Origin of the sequence: Endozoicomonas numazuensis (assembly GCF_000722635.1) — a bacterium.
GTDB classification, from domain to species: Bacteria; Pseudomonadota; Gammaproteobacteria; order Pseudomonadales; family Endozoicomonadaceae; genus Endozoicomonas_A; species Endozoicomonas_A numazuensis.
Genome location: NZ_JOKH01000001.1, coordinates 726,478 through 744,554, shown reverse-complemented (window position 1 = coordinate 744,554; position 18,077 = coordinate 726,478). Strand labels below are relative to the sequence as shown.

Here is an 18,077-nt window from a genome sequence, read left to right as displayed (position 1 = left end):
TTGAGCTTTCCTGCTAGCTGTATTCCCCCTGTAATTGCAGAAGAACAAACTCATTGGCTCTACGGAATGGTGGGCCACTACAGAGGTGATTTTGAAGTTTAAAGAAAGAGAATGATCGGTAGAAAATATGGTTTCTACCGATCAGACAGAATCAGGCTTTTTCTGCAGCAGCCTGAATCGCAGTCAGAGCTATGGTGTAGACAATGTCTTCAACCAGAGCGCCACGAGACAGATCGTTTACAGGTTTGTTCAGGCCCTGCAACATTGGACCAACGCTGATAACATTGGCACTACGCTGTACAGCCTTGTATGTTGTATTACCAGTATTGAGGTCAGGGAATACAAAGACAGTTGCACGACCAGCAACGCTTGACTCTGGTGCTTTACTCTTGGCGACAGACTCAACAGAAGCTGCGTCATACTGCAATGGACCGTCAACAACCAGGTCAGGACGTTTTTCACGAACCAGCTGGGTAGCATCGCGAACGCGTTCTACGTCTTCACCGATACCGGAAGAACCTGTGGAATAACTGATCATTGCAATGCGAGGCTCAATGCCAAAGGCCTGTGCAGAGTCTGCACTCTGAATGGCAATGTTCGCCAGAGCTTCAGCGTCAGGGTTCGGGTTTACGGCACAGTCACCGTATACCAGAACCTGGTCAGGCAGAAGCATAAAGAAGATGGAAGATACCAGACCGCCTGCGTCTCTTTTCGGCTTGATCAGCTGGAAGGCCGGACGAATGGTGTTAGCGGTAGTGTGTACAGCGCCAGAAACCAGACCATCCACTTCGTCCATTGCCAGCATCATTGTGCCCATTACAACAGTGTCTTCAAGCTGTGCTTCAGCCATTGGAGCATTGAGGCCCTTGTGCTTACGCAGCTCTACCATAGGCTCGATATAGCGATGACGAATGCTCTCCGGATCCATGATGATCAGACCTTCTGGCAGATCAAACCCATTGTCACGAGCCACTTGTTCGATCACTTCGCGGTTGCCCAGCAGGATACATTCGGCAATACCCCGTTCCTGACAGATAATCGCAGCCTGTATGGTTCTTGGCTCATCACCTTCTGGTAGAACAATACGCTTGCGAGCGGCTTTGGCTTGCTGCACAAGTGTGTAGCGGAAAGCAGGAGGAGACAGACGACGTTCTGCCAAACTCTGGCAGTGTTGCTTGAACCAGCGGTTATTCAGGTTCTCAGCAATGGTGTTCATCACTTTCTCAATACGTTCAAGGTCGTCCAGTGGCAGCTCGTTACTCATTCGATCCAGGCGGGTCGCTGTCGTATAAGAGTCATCTTCTGTCATCAAAACGGGCAGGCCGGTCGCAAATGCTCTGGCACACAGCTCATGAACCGCATTCGACATTCTGATTCCACTGGTGAGCAGCAAGCCAGGCAGAGGGACACCATTGGAAGCCGCCATGGAAGTGGCCAGAACAATGTCATCACGGTCGCCGGCAGTGATTATCAGATTGCCAGGCTTCAAGTGATGAATCATGTTGCTGGGCGTTCTGGCACTGAGTGTGTAGGAATTTACACGGCGTTGGGCAATATCACCTCCGTTAATGATTTCGCAGCCCAGATGACGGGCTATATCCAGAGTGCGGTGTGAGCTGAGTTGGGGCTCATAGCTGATGTAACCCAGTGGTAGAAAGCTCTTGCGGGTAAATTCTGGCAGAGGCTTGAACTGATGATCTTCGGTCAGTTGTTCAACCAGCTCTTTATCCAGCTTATTCAAGATATAACCGATGACATTGGGGTTTTTAATACCACCAAAGCTGTCAGCAGCAATTTCCAGTTTGTCAGCAACATCTTCCAGGGAGTCCTTACCCGGCTCCGAAACCAGAATGATGTCTGCGTTGAGTGTTCTGGCCATATCGCTGTTCAGGCGATTGGCATAGGGCATATCGCGAGTCGGTACCAAGCCTTCAACCACTACGACTTCAGCACCTTCGGAAGCATCGTCGAACAGAGCGACAATATCTTCCATGAGTTCATCACCTTTGTTATCACCCAGCAGGTTTTCAACTTTCTGAGTGGTAATCGGTGTCGGTGGCTCATGGTCCATAATCCGTTGAACCAGTCGTGTAGAACGCTCAGGTCCTTTATCCGTCGTGTGCAGCTGAGCAATGGGTTTGAAGAATTTGACTCTCAGGCCCAGAGTGTCCAGTGCCCGTACCAGACCCAGAGAAACTGAAGTCAGACCGACCCCATAGCGGGTGGGGGCCAGAAAAAACGTACGCATAGTGCTGTTCCAGAAGTGTTTGCAAACATAAGGGGACTGTTACTCCCCTTTAAGCCGCTTTGAGCGATTGAAACAGTCTTTCTTTTGCGAAAGCGCAGTTTTGTATAATCGCTGTATTACAGCCGGATCCTGCGGCTGTCCGGTCAAACAGGGAGCCTGCAGACTATAGTTCTGAAGGCTCCGGGCTGAATCAGGCTGTCAGAACCTGAGTGTCTCGGGAGATCATCAGCTCTTCGTTAGTGGCTACTACCATACCAACGGTTGATCCTTCCTGGGTGATAACACCGCTCTTGCCTCGGAAGGTTTCATCATTGAGTTGTTCATCCAGCTTAAAGCCGAAAATGCTTAGACGCTCGATAACGTTCTTGCGAATGATGCTGGAGTTTTCACCGATTCCGCCCGTAAATACCAGAGCATCAATCTTGCCCATAGCAGCAGCAAAACCAGCCAGTTTCTCTGCCAGAACGTGACAAAATACGTCCAGGGTCAGTTGAGCGTGTTCATTGCCTTCAACGGCAGCATCTTCAATGACACGGCAATCACTGTCCATCTCGGACAGACCGAGCAGCCCGCTTTTTTTGTTCAGCAGATCTGTCGTTTCGTCCAGGGTGTAGCCCAGAGTTTTGTTCAGGAAACTGAATAGGTTCGGGTCAACATCACCGGAGCGAGTACCCATCACCAGACCTTCCAGAGGTGTCAGGCCCATAGTGGTGTCTATGGACTTGCCATTTTTGATAGCGCAGGCAGAAGCACCGTTGCCCAGGTGAGCCACCAGAATATTACTGTTGTTGATGTCCAGGCCCAGCATGTCAGCAGACGCCTGACCTACATAGCGGTAGCTGGTACCGTGGAAACCATAGCGACGAACACCCTGTTCTTTGTACAGACTGTATGGAATCGGGTAGAGATAGGCTTCGGCTGGCATGGTCTGGTGGAATGCTGTGTCAAAAACAACAGCATTAGGCAGCCCCGGGAAAATTTTCTGGGCTGCACGAATACCTGTCAGGTTAGCTGGATTATGCAGTGGGGCGAGTTTGATGCAGTCCTCAATAGCTTGCAGAACTTCATCGGTTACCAGGCATGACTTGGAGAATTTCTCACCACCATGAACGACACGGTGGCCAATCGCGGAAATACCTTCAACCATACCTTCTTCACGCAGTAGACCCATGAGGCCTTCCAGTGCTGCTTCATGAGCCGCCAACCCCAGAGTTTGACTGCCCTTTTCGCCGTTATTCTTGTAACGAAGAGTCCAGCGAAGAATCGCTTCGCTGCTACCAAGGCGTTCAGCGATGCCATTGATTTTCTCTTCTTCCGTTGCCGGGTTGATCACTGCGAATTTGAGGGATGAGCTGCCGCAGTTGATGACCAGAATGCTGTCTTTGCTCATTGAAATAGTACCTAACAGAACACGGGCAATAAGAGACTGACAGGGTAACCCCGGTCAGCCTCCGGAAGCTGTCAGATAAAGACTGCCTCCGAGAGGGGATGCACCTTTAGTAAAGCTTTAAGAAACCTTACTGGAGGGGCTGTTCGCGTCATGATGGCCCGCAGGTCAGATATTCGGTAATTGAAAGTGAATAGAGATAGATTACAATTCACCAGACGAATATCCGGTCAGTAAACGGGCAAGCATTATAGAAGTTTCGATTATAACCATTGATATAGGTCAATGGACTGCGTAAAGATGCGTATGCAGATACTGTTTCTGTAATGCCTTTGTCGGAATTTCTACAGTCACAATAGGAGGCAGACCATACCGAAACAGCTATGAGCGAATGAATAACGTCTTATCACTTTCGGAAATGAGACATTTTACGCTATGAAATCTATTCGGGATTCACTGACAATGTAGCCGTTTATCCCGGATACTCAAGGCCAGTCCACTCTGAGGTCGCTTCAGGCAGTAGCTGAATCCAGGCTACCAATTGCTCCTGGTTTAGGTAGGCGCCAGCCACACCAACAACAAGCAGTGAAAGAGGCAGGTAAATACCCACTGCACGAGTCAGGTTGGCTGGTGGGAGTGGGGGATCTCCGTAGTTGTTCTTACCTTCTGAGCCTGATCCAACGCTGAGCCAGAACAGGAACAAAATGTTAACGATCGGGATGACCAGAAATAGCCATAGCCAGCCACTTCTATCCATATCATGAAGCCGTGTGATCACCAGATAAAGTGTGAGCATGATGGCCAGACTGTGAATGCCAAGAACCATAGATACTGTCTGCTGTATGGTCAGGGCTGCACCGATGAGCATGGGTAAATAGTCAGGGAGCAGAAAGGCCACTGCCTCTATTGCTACTACTAGCCAGCTCAGTGCCAGATAGCGAGTTCGTCCGATGCGACGGATCAGTCTTAAAGGCTCGAGGGTGTTTTGTCTGGAGGTTTTGGGCAGGGGGCTATCAGCAAAGATTGAGGTGTTTTTTTCATCAGGCGATGGTAGCGTCTTCGATCCATCCATTGTCACAATGCGGCATTGTCCGCCTGCTTTGTTGATGGCTTTTTCGTACTTTCGAGCTTCTTTCTCGGTAACGGGCTTTCGAACAGCGTAGGGCTTACCCGAAAAAAGACGGTTGATACGTTGTTCGTCAGCATTAAAGAGCCGAGCCAGATTATTTCTGGCTTCAGCTTCGGAAAAGTCCGGCAGAATCTGTCCTTCAAACAGGACTTTATAATCTTTGCGCTTCATAACTCTGTCCCTTGAGCTTTGGGAGACACCTGTCCGGGGTGTTTCCACTCAGGGCGTGTTATCGGCCGTTATACCGAAAACGCAAGATATTAAAGTCTTAGCCAAGGGCGGTTTCTAGCTGGTTTTTCTCCGAGACAGCATTTTGTCGATACATTCAGGCAGCCAGCTTGAACGTGTCGACAAAGCGTATCAGCCCAAAAATAGCGGAGCGATTCGCTCTACATTTATGGCATTTCCGGGCTATATGGCATTTCCGGGCTAAAAGGGGCGAACGACCACTAAAATGACAATGCCGACCAGGAACAGAACCGGGACTTCATTAAAGATGCGGAAGAACTTGTCGGATTTTGTGTTGGCGTCGTTAGCAAACTTCTTCAGGAAAGCGCCACACATGTGGTGATAGCCAATCAGCAGAACCACCAAAGTCAGCTTGGCGTGCATCCAGCCACCGCTCATGTAATAGGAAGGGTTATAACTGATTAACCAGATACCCAGTGCCAGCGTGGCAATCATTGAAGGCAGGGCAATTCCCCGATACAACTTGCGCTCCATGACCTTAAATCGTTCATTACTGGCCTGGTCTTCGCTCATGGCGTGATAAACAAAGAGTCTTGGCAAGTAAAACAGGGCTGCAAACCAGCAGACCATGGCAATAATATGAAAAGCTTTAACCCAGAGCATTCACGGGATCCTTGAATTTCTGTTCAGAGAGGCTGCCAGCAGGCTATCTGATTTACGCTAAAACAGAAGCCTGACAAGCTCATAGAGAGTAGCGGAAATGGATCCAGAGTTCGATATCTGGTTGTTCTTTCTGGATTTTAGGCCGGGCTGTCTATTCTCGGTCAGCCTCCTAGCCCAACCTGTCTATTTTGGGTTAAACCCCCAGAGCACTTTTACCCTGGTAAAAGTTTTCAATGTCCTGGCGGGTAATAATGCCACAAGCTTGAGAGGTTGTCTGATTCCGGCTTCTGGACTTTCTTTTTGAAGTTCTTTTAGGGATGACCGCGAGGGTGTCTACAGATAGGCGGTTCATGAGTTCAAGCGCCTCATAAAGAGTGGCCTGCAAGCTGATGCTGTGAATTTCAGACACTTCTGGAAGGGTCAGTAAGTCCAGATCCTGACTGTGTTGATCGGGTAACTTTTCAGGGGGGAGGACGTGGCTCAATGATTGCTCATGACAAATCAGTACCCAGTCCGATGTTTCCTCGAGCGTATCATATAGCTCTTCTTCAGAAGGATGTCTGGGGATCTGGCTGCAGGCTGGGTTCATCAGACTACCCACTCCGGTTTGTCTCAGGAGCTGGTGGAGTGGTGAGGCTTCAAGATTATGGCCGCCCTTGAGCAGTTGTATTTCGAAAATGCCCCGGTTCTGAAAGAAGCGGCCAGAAGTCAGACAGGCAATCACGATAACGAACATGGCAGGCATGATAATGTTTGGGTTGTGCGTTAATTCCAAAACGGTCACCAGGGCAACCAGGGGAGCCTGAAGAGTGGCTGCCATCATGGCGACCATGCCCAGCAGTGCATGAAAAGAACTGTTCAGATTGGGAATATCCAGTAGCTGTTCTCCCAAAGATCCAAAGACGGCTCCGCACACCGCACCCATAAATAATGAAGGTCCGATAATGCCACCGGGAATGCCCAGACCGGTGACGGTTGCTGTCACAATCAGTTTTGTGAAAAGCAGGATTACCAAAGTAGAGAGTCCAAATAGACCTCCGTTGAGAAGAGACTCAAGGGTGTCGTAGCCAATGCCCATGACTGCTGGCACCATAACACCAGCAATACCCATAATCAGACCTGCGAAAAGAATAGGAAGTACTAAATGTCCTTTTCTTCGGGCAATCATGGTTGTCTGCAAACGGATGAACAGACCCGCCATAATGCCAATGCAGACTGCCATGACTGCGGCGATCAATAATTCTTCCATAGAAGTCATAGCAATAGCGGGAACATGAAATGCGGGCTCCGGGCCATACATTAATTGAGCCATCAGAGCGGCAACCACTGAGGCAGCCATGACCGGAATAAAGTTGCCCAGGGAGTATTGTTTAACGATCACTTCCATGGCGAAAATAACCCCCGCCAGTGGAGTATTAAATGACACGGATATGGCCGTAGCTACCCCACAACCAGCCAGAATTCTCAGAGTGTTATCAGGTAATTGGAGTCGCTGTCCAAGAGTGCTGCCCACTCCGGCACCCATGTGTACAGCAGGGCCTTCACGACCCACAGAAAAACCACTGGCGAGAGCTATCAGAGCAGTAAAAAACTGCAGTACCACACTGGAGGATGGCAGGCGTCCACGGTGCATCGTAAGTCGTTCTATGACATGAGCAACACCAACACTGCGTCGTTTTTTTCTGATGAGCTTTACCATCAGAATAATAACGACCGAGCCAGCAATAGGTAGCAGAAAACGATGCAGAGAGGAGAGCGATTCGAAGTGGTCTTCGCCTTCAGGAACCAGTGTTGTGGAGATGAGAGTCAGTAACTCTCTAAACCCAATAAGCAGGGATCCGGCAAGTAAGCCTGTAAGCAAGCCCAGAATCGTCAATTGTGGCAGCGCTTCCGATGAGGAAAGACGGATACGCAGAGCATTCAATGACAGTTTTTTCTCGGGGGCGTTTAGCAATCCTGTCTCCGTAACATCCAATAACCCGGGCGGCTCAGGCTCCCAATATTAACCTTTTAATTAAATGGTTGCAGCTTTGGGTGAATAAAAAACCAATATTGCAGAGTAATTTGGCATAAGGCATTAAGAGTCTGTTATGGCTGGCTCTGCCTGGTTTTGAGCGTTGTTTTGATGAAACACTCTCTGCTAGAGTGGTTTGCTGTTTTGAAGAGGCTGTCCTGTCTGGTAAGGCTTCTGAAGCAACCTGGGTGGATAGAACATCATGTTTGAGAAAGAAGATCTGTTAAAACTGGCCAGAATGCCCATGCCGTTTGGCAAGTACAGTGGCAGAGTATTGATTGATCTTCCTGAAGAGTACTTGCTCTGGTTTGCCAGGAAAGGCTTTCCTGAAGGAGAGCTTGGTCGTTTATTGCAGTTGGCTCTGGAAATCCACATTCATGGTCTGACTGAAATCATCAAGCCTTTAAAGCGGCATGAATGAAAAAAGCATGGTTTATTGTCCCCAAGTCTCAATATTTTAACAGTAAAAAGAAGTGACCTATGACTCTGAATAGCTTGTTGCAGAACATCAAAACTGCGCCTGACAGTGTTGAATTTGAGCAGGTTATGTCTGCTATTAATGACCACTATGAATACACTCCGGTGACTTTTCAGAATGGTGGGCTTATCAATGAAGCAGGGACTAATGAAGGGTCCTGTAAAATTTTTGCTTTTGGCCTTCTCAATCAATTGACTGAGCAGGAGACTTTGAGCTGTTTTGGGCACTTTTATCGTGAAGACGTCCTGCAAAACCCTGAAGGTGAAAGTCATGGTAATATCCGTAATTTCATGGCGCATGGCTGGGAAGGTATTCAATTTGATCAGCAGGCCTTGAAAGAATTAAAATAAATAATTATTCTTATTTTTTGTATAAATATTCTATTTAGAGTGGCGTATCCATGATCAAGGCAGGCATTGTTGGCGGTACCGGCTATACCGGAGCAGAATTGCTGCGTCTTCTGGCAGTTCATCCTGAGGTTGAAGTAACGGTTATCACTTCAAGAAAGGAAGCGGGTAAACCCGTTAGCGAATTATACCCCGGTCTGCGAGGCAAAATGGATATTGCCTATTCACAGCCAGACGATGATGTTCTGGCCACCTGTGACCTGGTTTTCTTCGCAACGCCCAATGGCATTGCCATGAATTCCGTACCAAAACTGTTGGAAAAAGGCGTTAAGGTTGTGGATCTGGCTGCTGATTTTCGGCTGTCCAACGCTGAAGACTGGAAGCAGTGGTACGGCATCGATCATGCTTGCCCTGAGATGTTAGCTGAAGCCGTTTATGGGTTACCAGAAATGAATCGAGAGCAGATTCAATCAGCACAGCTGGTGGCTAATCCGGGCTGTTATCCAACGGCTGCGCAGCTAGGTCTTTTACCTCTGATGGAAAAAGGTCTGGTGGAAGGCAATATCATAATAGATGCCAAGTCTGGAGTAAGTGGTGCTGGTCGTGAAGCCAAAGTGGCCAGTTTGTTGTGTGAAGTTTCAGAATCATTCAAGGCTTATGGTGTTCCGGGTCATAGACATTTGCCAGAAATCAGGCAAGGCCTTGGGCGTATGGCTGTGAATACTGCTGGTGCGTTTGGCGGAGAACTGGTCTTTGTACCTCATCTGGTGCCAATGATCCGGGGTATACATGCTACGTCTTATGTTTCAGTAAAAGATCATTCTATTGATCTTCAGGCGTTGTATGAAAACCGGTTTCGTGATGAACCTTTTGTTGATGTGTTGCCTGCTGGCAGTCATCCGGAAACCCGTTCCGTCAAGTCTTGTAACCAGTGTCGATTATCTGTGCATCGTCCACAGGGTGGCGATACTGTCGTGATTCTTTCAGTGATTGATAATCTGGTGAAAGGGGCCGCAGGCCAGGCGATCCAGAATATGAACATTATGTGCGGACTGAATGAAACCGCCGGTCTTGAAGCTCCAGCCCTGATGCCCTGATGTTCTGATCGAGAGCCTGTTCAGGCTCTCGTTTTCTTTGTTACTTCCATGCTCTAAAGATAGCTACTACACCTTTGACTTCTATTTCAAAACGACTGAAACGGCTGCTCAAAGCTTGTTCAAGGTCTTCCAGACGGTCTTGTGTGTTGTGGAAAAAGCCTTTGTCGTTGTAGAGAGCCATTAGCTTTTTAGCAAGAAACCCTCGATTCACACCCTTGTGAAGTATCGTGCTGCCAAATAACACACCGCCTTTCTGAAGATGAGGTGTTAGATGGTCAAAAACAATGGCTTTCTCCGGAATCGAACCGGGTATGCAGTGCAGAAGATAATTGATGGCGATGGATTTAAAATTGCTTTCTGGCAGCTCCACAGGCTCCAGAATATTTCGAACAAACGTGGATGGCTGATAACGTTTGATACGAAAGGCGGTAGCATCCAGAGAGTTTTTGTTTAGATCAATGAGCGCTACGGTAGGAGTAGTATCTGGAAACTGGCATTTATCCAGAAAATAGCCTGTACCGACACCAACATCCAAATGCCGGTTGGAAAGATGGCTGTTATAGAGGCTCTTAATATGTTTTGTAGGGCAGCGCCAAATCAAATGGTTCGATAGTGCCAAAACATATAAATCGTAAAAAAAAAGTGACCTTTTGGTATAGATGGCCTGCCCGTCAATCACTTCCTGATCAGTGCTCTTTCTTATTCCGGTCATTATTGCAGAGTCCTTCTATTGCTTCTTGGCTGTATGACTAAAACTACACAATTGTAGACAGACTATCAGGTCAGTGGTTTCTGAAGCTGTCCATTCTTTTTTACTTTCTCAAGGCACGGTTGGCAGTAACAGGTGGTGTCCGCTTCCGGGACAGGCATCAAAACAGCAGGCTGATCGAGTGAAGATGTTTTCACGTCTTCCATACACCAGCATTGTTCGGCAGGTTTTCCGGCGCTGATCGCGCAGTGATTCTCCTGTTGGCAGAGCGGACAGCGTTTTGGGTTCACAGATTACTCCTTGTTTGAAGACCTGATACTATGGCGGCTCAATATAAAAAATCAGCTTATTAATAATAACAACAGCCCTGAGCGAAGCATCATGTTGAAGAAAATAACGGCACTTGTCATTGTCACCCTGGCTCTTCTTTATTTTATCCCTCCCGTCAATCAGTTGGATTCACACCCTTTCTATGCGGATGTTGAAGGCGTTTCTGTCATTGCCCATGGTTCTGGGCAAGGGCTCAGGCCCAATAACACACTGGAGGCGGCTCAACTGTCCAACAAGCTGGGTGCGGTTATTGAGCTGGATCTTCATTCCAGTAAAGAAGGCCACCTGATCGTCAGACACGATGAGACAGTGGACGCGACTACAAACGGAGAAGGTCTGATCAAGGAGAAAACTCTGGCAGAATTGAAGCAACTGGATGCTGGGTTCCGCCATGATCCAGACGGAAATGAGATGTACTCGTTCAGAGGTATCGGTATTCAAATTCCTACCTTACAGGAAGTTATTGAGGGAACGCCGAGGGGACGTTATGTGATGGAAATTAAACAGGTTGAGCCTGATATTTCCTCAAAACTCTGTCAGCAGCTTCGTGATAACAAGATTGAACAGTCAACCATTGTTGCCTCTTTCAAGGATGAGGCGTTGGAGACGTTCCGCCGTATATGCCCTGAAGTGGCTACCTCTATGTCCTCTGGCGAAGCAAGAACGTTTATCATCATGCAGAAGCTGGGGCTTTCTCATCTGGTGCCTGTAAAAGCTTATGCCATGCAGGTTCCACCTGAGAACTCAGGGATTACTGTTTTAACTGATTCTTTCCTTAAAGATGCCAAAGCGCGTGGTCTCAAAGTAGATGTCTGGACGATCAATGATCCTGAATACATGACTCAACTGATTGATATGGGCGTTGATGGCATTATTACGGACTATCCCAATCGTCTGAAAGAGTTGCTCTAAAGCTATCTTGCTGAACCGTTCCTTAGAGTCTGGCCTGTCTATTCTCGGACAGGCTCCTGGTGAAACGGTTCGGCTGAAAAGAGAATTCTGCTTATTCTCACCTTTCCGTATAAGAAGAAAAAAAGACTATGGCTGTTTTTGAGCGATTTGAATTTCAAGGTGTTGAAGCGATCCGAACCGGGCGTCAAAACCATATATCCGGATCTTTTGTGAATTACAGAATAGGAGATACGTTGATTGACTGTGGCCCGGTGAATCAATGGCAGTGGCTGAAGCCCTTTTTTGAAGAAAAAGCGGTCAGGCAAGTTCTGATTACTCACTATCACGAAGATCATAGTGGTAACTCACTGAACTTTAATCAGTCTTTCGGTATCGAACCGCTGGCTCATGACATTACGGTAGATCAATTAAGAAAAGGTTTTTCTATACCTCTGGCCGGCAGGATTTTCTGGGGAAGTGTGCCAAAAGCTTCGGCTAAGATATTGCCCGCACAGATTGAACTTGAAGGAGGTGAATCTATTTTGCCGATTCATGTACCTGGTCACTGTCCTGATATGCATTGCTACTTTATGCCTGACAGAGGGTGGATGTTTACCGGAGATCTTTACATCGCCAAAGTTATAAAATTCATGCACAAAAAAGAAAGCCTTCCTCAACAGATAGAAGATATACGCGCTGTGCTGGCTTGTGACTTTGATACTGTTTTCTGTCCCCATCGTGGGGTGGTTGAACAGGGTAAGCAGGCTATGCAAGATAAACTGGATTATCTGCTGGAGCTCAGTTCAAAGGCTCAGCTTCTCCAAAGCCAGGGAAAGAGCCTGAGAGAAATCACTCAAGCCTTGTTAGGTGCGGAAGAACTGGCCAGTTACGTAACACGTTTTGCGTTCAGTAAAAGGAGTTTGATTGAGGGGTGTTTACAGGTAGAGCTTTAATCATGGTTAAACCATTGGGGGTTAATTAGTCGGCGTTGACTAGAGAGCATATCTCAACGTATCCAAAGATCGTCCTCCTGTAACGCTCCTGCCGTTCAACATTATGCAGGGCTTGCTGGTGTTTCTGAACACAATGACGCAAGAAGGCGTCCTGCTTAAAGAACAGAAAAATGCACTCTATATACGGCAATTATGGGAAGCATTAGCGTCCATCTGGCAACTAAACAAGCAGTAATAGATATTGTACGACAGTGCGCTTAAACAGATGGAAGTATTGAGAGCCCAGCAACCTGATAGCTTGACACTTACCTGGTTGGCAGCACAGTTGCACCCATTAAAGCCGGATGGTGGGTACTGGCAGGCCCAAAGCGTCTGGGATAGACGGGTTGAAGAAAGCCCTGACAGGCACAGACACAAGATACAAGCGTATAAAGAAGCGATCTACTCCAGAACCGAACCGTTTACCAAAGAGTGGGTAGAACTTCAGGAGGAATTCCCAAGGTTAACAATAGTCAAGCCAACGGAAGCGAGTTCCTGCAACGAAAATGGATTATGAGGAGGCGGAGTCGTCAGTGAGTCGCTTACCCAGGCTCACAGTGTCGTCGATTTTATAACCAAGCGACTTATAGAACTCAATGACACCTAAATTACTGGATCGAACCTGTAAGTTAATTTTGGGGCAACCTTTTGCGATCAGCAGTGATTCCAGGTGCGCCATCATTTGTGCGCCACAGCCATGCTTTTGAAACTCAAGGCTAACAGCCAGGTAGTTGACCCAGCCTCTATGCCCTTCATAGCCGCCCATAGCTGAGGCAATCACGTTGTCTTCCTGTATGCCGACCAGAAACAGATCTCTGCCAACCGCAAGTTTGCGTTCTATGTCCAGTTGCGGGTTATTCCATGGCACAGTCAGACCACACTCTTTCCATAGTTGGATAACGGCGGTTTCGTCGCTGGTTTCAAAAGCTCTTATTTTCATAGTGCTTTCTTATATAGCTCAAGGCTGTTCTTATATAGCTCAAGGCTGTTATAGCTCAAGGCTGTTATAGCTCAAGGCTGTTCTTATTAGAGTGAAGGTTGTTGTGCAAGCAGGTCTGGCCTGATTCTGGCCATTTGATAGGTGCTGCCATATTGCCCTCTGCGAAAGCAATCAAAACGAGAGGTGCCCTCAATGTCAAAGCCATACTTTTTATAGAGGGCAATAGCGTGTTCATTTTCTGTAAAAACACCCAGCTCAATACGGGCGATGTTCAGCCAGTTGTCACAAAGCTGAATCATTTCATCCACAAGGCGTGAACCTACGCCTTGACCCTGAAAGTCTGGGTGAACACTGATGCCGAATGTAGCTACATGCTTTTTACGCGGTTTACTGGACATCTGGATACCGAGATGGCCTGCAACCTTGCCGTCGACTTCTGCAATGAGCTGAACGGATTCATTACTGCGAGACTGGAACAGTTGCTTCCAGTGATCAGAGTGGTTGTAAGGAATCTGGGAGGTATTCTCCACTAAATCCTCATACTCGAACATTTCAGCGATAGGAGGGAAATCCCTGTCTTCCAAGTGTCGTATTTTTATTTCCATGGTCTCTACATCTCTATGACAACCTCAAAGGCAAAGTATTCTCTACCTGATAGCTCTATGCAAGCCATTCCCGGGGTGTTACCTGATGTGGGTGGTATGAGGTTTGGTGTGGGGAAAGGTAACAACGATTATCTTATTGAGGGTGCGTAATAAAATGTCCTGATTGCGGAAAGTACTTACTCCGTTGTCCTTCAGGGCAGAAAGATAAAGTTGGCACGGGGTTTGTATATATGATCACCGCAAAGAACAAGGCCGATAAGAATAATAAAAACGGGCTGATATTCGACTGATAATAATAAGAAAAAGAGGTCGGAGCTCCAGGTAGTCAGGTTTTGGGTGCTCTCTGAGTTCAAAAAACCTGTCTGCCTGGTCTTTTTTGTTTTTGTTGCTTGATGTCGGAAACTCGTCGATGACTGCCTCACAGTTGCAGGTTCTGATACGGAAGAATGAAGCTAATCAATGGTTATGAAAAATAATCATGCAGTTTGTCTTGATATCAATGCTGAAGGGGTTGTATCTGACGATTTTCGCGATATCTTTAATGGTATTGTACTCATTGCTTCTGGAGCTATTTGAGATACAATCAGCTTAGCTTTAAGTTATGTCTTATATTTATGTCTTGCGTTTCGAAGTTCCATAGTTGTAGTACTTCCTGATAAATCATAAGTAGTAGCGATGCTTTCAGCTAAGCGGTCATACGGTGTGACCATCCTATTTTTGTTCAATTTCAGGAATTGATTATGTCTGCTTCTACCGGAACAGTTAAGTGGTTCAACGAATCCAAAGGTTACGGCTTTATCAGTCAGGACTCTGGTCCAGACGTTTTTGCTCACTTCAGAGCTATCGTCGGTACTGGCTTTAAAACTCTGGTTGAAGGCCAGCGTGTTAAGTTCGAAGTGACTCAGGGCGCTAAAGGTCCTCAGGCTGAGAACATCGAAGTAATCGACTGATTACTGATCGCTACCCATTCAGGTAGTGAAGAAAAAGGCAGCCCTCTGAGCTGCCTTTTTGCGTTTAGACTCTTAAGAGTCTGGCATGTGGCTAAACGATTTCTTTAATCAGTCTGGCTACCAGCATGACCAGTATTAGGATGATAGCGATTTTAGACAGTTTCGATTGTTTCTCCCGACTCATGGGTTTGCCAAATCGTTCCGTGGCCATGACCACCACCGCCAGAGCAATAAACAGTAGAAACAGTATCTTTAATAATTCCATGGGCATTTTTTCGCTATGGGTATTTTTTCGCTATGGGCATTTTTTCGCTATGGGTATCGACCCCGTCTGCCAGTTTAATAGTCTGGTAACCTCCCCAGACCCGGGTCATTGTTGTCAGGATACAGATCACTGCAAAAATTGCAGCCAGAATCGGGAAATAGTCAGGGAACAGGCAAAAGAGCACAAACACAGCGATGGTTTCTGTCCCTTCAGCCAGTCCATTCAAATAGTAAAAGGATTTGTGGCTAAAGTTTGGATCCGATAAGCCTTTCTTCTCCGCCATTATTGCATAGGCAAGAAAACTGGAGCCGGTGCCCATAAAAGTGAAAATCAACAAGCTGGCTATAAGGGCATTTTTTTCCGGGTCTGCAAAGGCAAAGCCAAGAACAATGGCAGAATAGAAGATGAAGTCCAGAGTAATATCCAGATAACCACCGGCATCGGTTGCATGAGTTATTCTTGCCAGAGCACCATCTAATCCATCCAACAGGCGATTACAAAGTATGGCTGTCAGCGCTGATAAGTAGAACTCAAATGCCAATAAAGGCAGTGCGGTGAGTCCGATCAGGAAACCTATAAAGGTCACCTGATCAGCACGGATGCCCATATTCTTGAGTGGATGTGCAAGAAGCGTCAGAGGCGCTCTGATCCAGCGGGTGGTCCAGCGATCAAGCATTGTTGTGTGTAAGAGTCTGTTTTAATGGCAGACTATCATACATTGAGTACGCTTTAGTCGCTATCACAGGCAGCAGCGTAGCTTGTTTGAGAAGGTTGTTGGGCTTGTGTATAGTCCAGCCGATTCTGTTTATATACCTCTATGAGCTGTCATGAGTGAGTTAGAAGTACACTCCAGGGCAATAGCTCAAAGGCAACGAAGCCGATTTCAATCAGGACACAAGTCATGCCAGATCCTCGTTCTATTTTTCAGGGTGTCAAACCGCCAGGTAATATGAAGGTGGTGCGCCATGACCCTGGCAGAGAGCGCAAGATCAGACTTTTTGTGGTGTTGGGGGTTATCCTGGTGACAGCGGTTGCCTACTACCTTGGAGGGCGGATTTCCGATACTGAGGCAGCTAAACTCCAGCGTGAGAACTCTGAGCTTAAAAGTCAGTCAAAAGAGCTGGAACGTGAAAAGGAAAAACTCAAGCAAAAGCTTGTCATTCTGGAAAGAACCAGCAAAGTGGATCGTGAAGCGACAAACAGTGTACGTACTGTCATTCGTAACCTGGAAGATGAAAAAGCTTTACTGAGCAAGGATTTGGCATTTTACAAGAGTATTCTTGCGCCCGAAGACAGTGCTGATGGTATCAGACTTCATGCGTTTGACTTGCTTCCTGGTGAAGAGAAGAATCAGTATCGCTTCAGGATGGTGGTGTCTCAGGTGGCCAGAGACAACCCTTTTCTTAAAGGTACTCTCAATGTCACAGTGAAGGGGCTGAAAGAAGATAAGAAAGAATCGTTATCTCTGTTGGAGCTGGCCGGTATGGAAAAATCTCAGGCATTAGGGTTTCGTTATTTTCAGTCTTTTCCTGATAACCGCGATTATATCAAGCTGACGCTTCCCGATGGGTTCGAACCGGAGAAAGTTATGGTCAGTATCAAGGTGAAAAATGGCGCTGCACGGAGCCTGACCAGTGTCCTGAATTGGCAGGAAGAGCTGGAAGCCGATATGAAAAGTGAGCTGACCGAAAGTAGATGATTATCCAGGAGGTGGTTTTCCAGTAGTTGACTGCTTTACTGGGTTACTTGGATAATGGCCTCAGTATACTATTAAAGTTATGCATACAGGGCTTTTGAACGATGCCCTGAAACAGGTATAGAGAGACAGCGTGGTTATCTGAGTTGATCAGGTAACACGGGAGGATAAATGAGCGCAGTAGTGGAAACGGTAATGCCGGACCCGATCGTACTGACGGATAATGCCGCGAATAAAGTCAATCAGCTCATGGAAGATGAAGACAATAAGTCTCTGAGGCTTCGTGTCTACGTGACTGGCGGGGGTTGTTCAGGCTTTCAGTATGGTTTCAAGTTTGATGACCAGCTTGCAGATGACGATACACGGGTTAAAAGGCAAGGAGCGGAAATGGTCGTAGATTCACTGAGCTACCAGTATCTGGTTGGCGCTGAAGTGGATTACGAAGAGGGGCTGGAAGGCTCCAGGTTTTTGGTAAAAAACCCCAATGCAACGGCTACTTGTGGTTGCGGTTCTTCTTTTTCCATCTGATAACTCGCTATATTGGGCGGCCATTCACCGCCCAGATACCCCTTAATTCAGCTTATTGTCTGAGCTGGAAATCATTTGAATGGTTAATCTTACCGCTACTAAAAACCTACGACAATCACTGATTATCTGGGCTTATCTACACCGTCAACACGGCTGCATACCGAAGTATGTCTTACGCCACTCTTGTGTAGGGTTTAAGGTCGAGCTGTAACGTGTCTCGACCATATCTATCTAAATTAACTGAGGCGTTGAAGTCTCGGTTATGGTGGGCTTTACAGCTTGGGCAGTCCCACCACTGGACACCAAGAACCACAGCATCATTTTTATGGCCACAGCCACTGCATGTCTTGCTGGACGGGAAGAACCTGTCAGCAATGACCACTTCGCGCTGCCGTAATTCGGCCTTGTATTCAATGAACTGGCGCAACATTCCGAAACCTGCGTCGTTCACAGCCCGGGCCAGTTTGTGATTCTTCGTCATGCCACGTACATTCAGGTCTTCAATAGCGATAACGCTGAAGTTTGCCGTCAGATAATCACTGACCTCATGCAGAATGGCCAGACGTTGGTTGCTGATGCGATAGTGAAGTTTGGCAACCGCTTGCTTGGCTTTCGCACG

Annotated in this window: 22 protein-coding genes; 10 read left to right on the top strand and 12 right to left on the bottom strand. The window is 47.2% G+C overall.

What is annotated here, in order from left to right; translation table 11 throughout:
* Positions 1-151: 151 nt before the first annotated feature.
* From pta to GZ78_RS03290, 5 genes are all read right to left on the bottom strand, one after another.
* A complete protein-coding gene (pta, locus tag GZ78_RS03310) occupies positions 152-2,248 on the bottom strand; it encodes a phosphate acetyltransferase (RefSeq protein ID WP_034832763.1) in 2,097 nt (698 codons plus the stop codon).
* A 190-nt stretch (positions 2,249-2,438) separates the two neighbouring features.
* A complete protein-coding gene (locus tag GZ78_RS03305) occupies positions 2,439-3,638 on the bottom strand; it encodes an acetate kinase (RefSeq protein ID WP_034832761.1) in 1,200 nt (399 codons plus the stop codon).
* 469 nt (positions 3,639-4,107) lie between these two features.
* Positions 4,108-4,935, bottom strand: coding sequence for a DUF805 domain-containing protein (locus GZ78_RS03300; RefSeq protein ID WP_034832759.1), 828 nt, complete (start codon positions 4,933-4,935; stop codon positions 4,108-4,110).
* Between the two features lie 258 nt (positions 4,936-5,193).
* Complete coding sequence (gene hemJ, locus GZ78_RS03295) at positions 5,194-5,616, bottom strand: protoporphyrinogen oxidase HemJ (protein ID WP_034832758.1); 423 nt, start codon at positions 5,614-5,616, stop codon at positions 5,194-5,196.
* A 193-nt stretch (positions 5,617-5,809) separates the two neighbouring features.
* Positions 5,810-7,570 carry a chloride channel protein gene (locus GZ78_RS03290; RefSeq protein ID WP_152558525.1) on the bottom strand — a complete coding sequence of 587 codons (1,761 nt, stop codon included), beginning with the start codon at positions 7,568-7,570 and terminating at the stop codon, positions 5,810-5,812.
* Positions 7,571-7,832: 262 nt separating this feature from the next.
* Between GZ78_RS03290 and GZ78_RS03285 the strand changes: the two genes are divergently transcribed.
* Genes GZ78_RS03285 through argC form a run of 3 tightly spaced genes read left to right on the top strand, consistent with a single transcriptional unit; the run spans position 7,833 to position 9,552 of the window.
* Entirely contained in the window at positions 7,833-8,051 is a 219-nt protein-coding gene (locus GZ78_RS03285) for a DUF3820 family protein (protein WP_034832756.1), read from the top strand.
* Positions 8,052-8,110: 59 nt separating this feature from the next.
* Positions 8,111-8,458 carry a HopJ type III effector protein gene (locus GZ78_RS03280; RefSeq protein ID WP_034832755.1) on the top strand — a complete coding sequence of 116 codons (348 nt, stop codon included), beginning with the start codon at positions 8,111-8,113 and terminating at the stop codon, positions 8,456-8,458.
* A 50-nt stretch (positions 8,459-8,508) separates the two neighbouring features.
* A complete protein-coding gene (gene argC, locus GZ78_RS03275) occupies positions 8,509-9,552 on the top strand; it encodes an N-acetyl-gamma-glutamyl-phosphate reductase (protein ID WP_034832754.1) in 1,044 nt (347 codons plus the stop codon).
* Positions 9,553-9,592: 40 nt separating this feature from the next.
* Here the strand turns inward: argC and GZ78_RS03270 are convergent, their stop codons facing one another.
* A complete protein-coding gene (locus GZ78_RS03270) occupies positions 9,593-10,264 on the bottom strand; it encodes a class I SAM-dependent methyltransferase (RefSeq protein ID WP_051785773.1) in 672 nt (223 codons plus the stop codon).
* Between the two features lie 65 nt (positions 10,265-10,329).
* On the bottom strand, positions 10,330-10,551 hold the full coding sequence (locus GZ78_RS30890; protein ID WP_081869646.1) for a cysteine-rich CWC family protein: 222 nt from the start codon (positions 10,549-10,551) through the stop codon (positions 10,330-10,332).
* Positions 10,552-10,642: 91 nt separating this feature from the next.
* Here GZ78_RS30890 and GZ78_RS03265 point away from each other — a divergent pair, with 91 nt between their 5' ends.
* From GZ78_RS03265 to GZ78_RS03255, 3 genes are all read left to right on the top strand, one after another.
* The gene (locus GZ78_RS03265; RefSeq protein ID WP_152558524.1) at positions 10,643-11,503 is read left to right on the top strand and encodes a glycerophosphodiester phosphodiesterase; all 861 of its coding nucleotides are present in this window, start codon (positions 10,643-10,645) and stop codon (positions 11,501-11,503) included.
* A gap of 128 nt (positions 11,504-11,631) precedes the next feature.
* Complete coding sequence (locus tag GZ78_RS03260; protein ID WP_034832753.1) at positions 11,632-12,435, top strand: MBL fold metallo-hydrolase; 804 nt, start codon at positions 11,632-11,634, stop codon at positions 12,433-12,435.
* A gap of 241 nt (positions 12,436-12,676) precedes the next feature.
* Positions 12,677-12,991, top strand: a complete 315-nt coding sequence (locus tag GZ78_RS03255) for a hypothetical protein (RefSeq protein ID WP_034832752.1) — start codon at positions 12,677-12,679, stop codon at positions 12,989-12,991.
* On the opposite strand, the gene GZ78_RS03250 is transcribed toward GZ78_RS03255, so the two are convergent.
* On the bottom strand, positions 12,986-13,414 hold the full coding sequence (locus tag GZ78_RS03250) for a GNAT family acetyltransferase (protein WP_034832750.1): 429 nt from the start codon (positions 13,412-13,414) through the stop codon (positions 12,986-12,988). The two genes, GZ78_RS03255 and GZ78_RS03250, sit on opposite strands and share 6 nt — an antisense overlap.
* Positions 13,415-13,500: 86 nt before the next feature.
* A complete protein-coding gene (locus GZ78_RS03245; protein WP_034832748.1) occupies positions 13,501-14,019 on the bottom strand; it encodes a GNAT family N-acetyltransferase in 519 nt (172 codons plus the stop codon).
* A gap of 15 nt (positions 14,020-14,034) precedes the next feature.
* Here GZ78_RS03245 and GZ78_RS30580 point away from each other — a divergent pair, with 15 nt between their 5' ends.
* Both GZ78_RS30580 and GZ78_RS03240 read left to right on the top strand, forming a co-directional pair.
* Entirely contained in the window at positions 14,035-14,169 is a 135-nt protein-coding gene (locus GZ78_RS30580) for a hypothetical protein (protein ID WP_269078731.1), read from the top strand.
* A gap of 590 nt (positions 14,170-14,759) precedes the next feature.
* Positions 14,760-14,969, top strand: coding sequence for a cold-shock protein (locus GZ78_RS03240; protein WP_034832746.1), 210 nt, complete (start codon positions 14,760-14,762; stop codon positions 14,967-14,969).
* 91 nt (positions 14,970-15,060) lie between these two features.
* On the opposite strand, the gene GZ78_RS29795 is transcribed toward GZ78_RS03240, so the two are convergent.
* Complete coding sequence (locus GZ78_RS29795) at positions 15,061-15,234, bottom strand: hypothetical protein (RefSeq protein WP_169741415.1); 174 nt, start codon at positions 15,232-15,234, stop codon at positions 15,061-15,063.
* 13 nt (positions 15,235-15,247) lie between these two features.
* Entirely contained in the window at positions 15,248-15,910 is a 663-nt protein-coding gene (locus tag GZ78_RS03230) for a CDP-alcohol phosphatidyltransferase family protein (protein ID WP_051785770.1), read from the bottom strand.
* 225 nt (positions 15,911-16,135) lie between these two features.
* On the opposite strand from GZ78_RS03230, the gene GZ78_RS03225 reads away from it, so the two are divergent.
* A complete protein-coding gene (locus tag GZ78_RS03225; RefSeq protein ID WP_034832727.1) occupies positions 16,136-16,933 on the top strand; it encodes a DUF6776 family protein in 798 nt (265 codons plus the stop codon).
* A gap of 168 nt (positions 16,934-17,101) precedes the next feature.
* The gene (erpA, locus tag GZ78_RS03220) at positions 17,102-17,458 is read left to right on the top strand and encodes an iron-sulfur cluster insertion protein ErpA (protein WP_034832725.1); all 357 of its coding nucleotides are present in this window, start codon (positions 17,102-17,104) and stop codon (positions 17,456-17,458) included.
* Between the two features lie 172 nt (positions 17,459-17,630).
* On the opposite strand, the gene GZ78_RS03215 is transcribed toward erpA, so the two are convergent.
* On the bottom strand, positions 17,631-18,077 hold a 447-nt coding region (locus GZ78_RS03215; RefSeq protein WP_034832723.1), incomplete at its 5' end, for an RNA-guided endonuclease InsQ/TnpB family protein.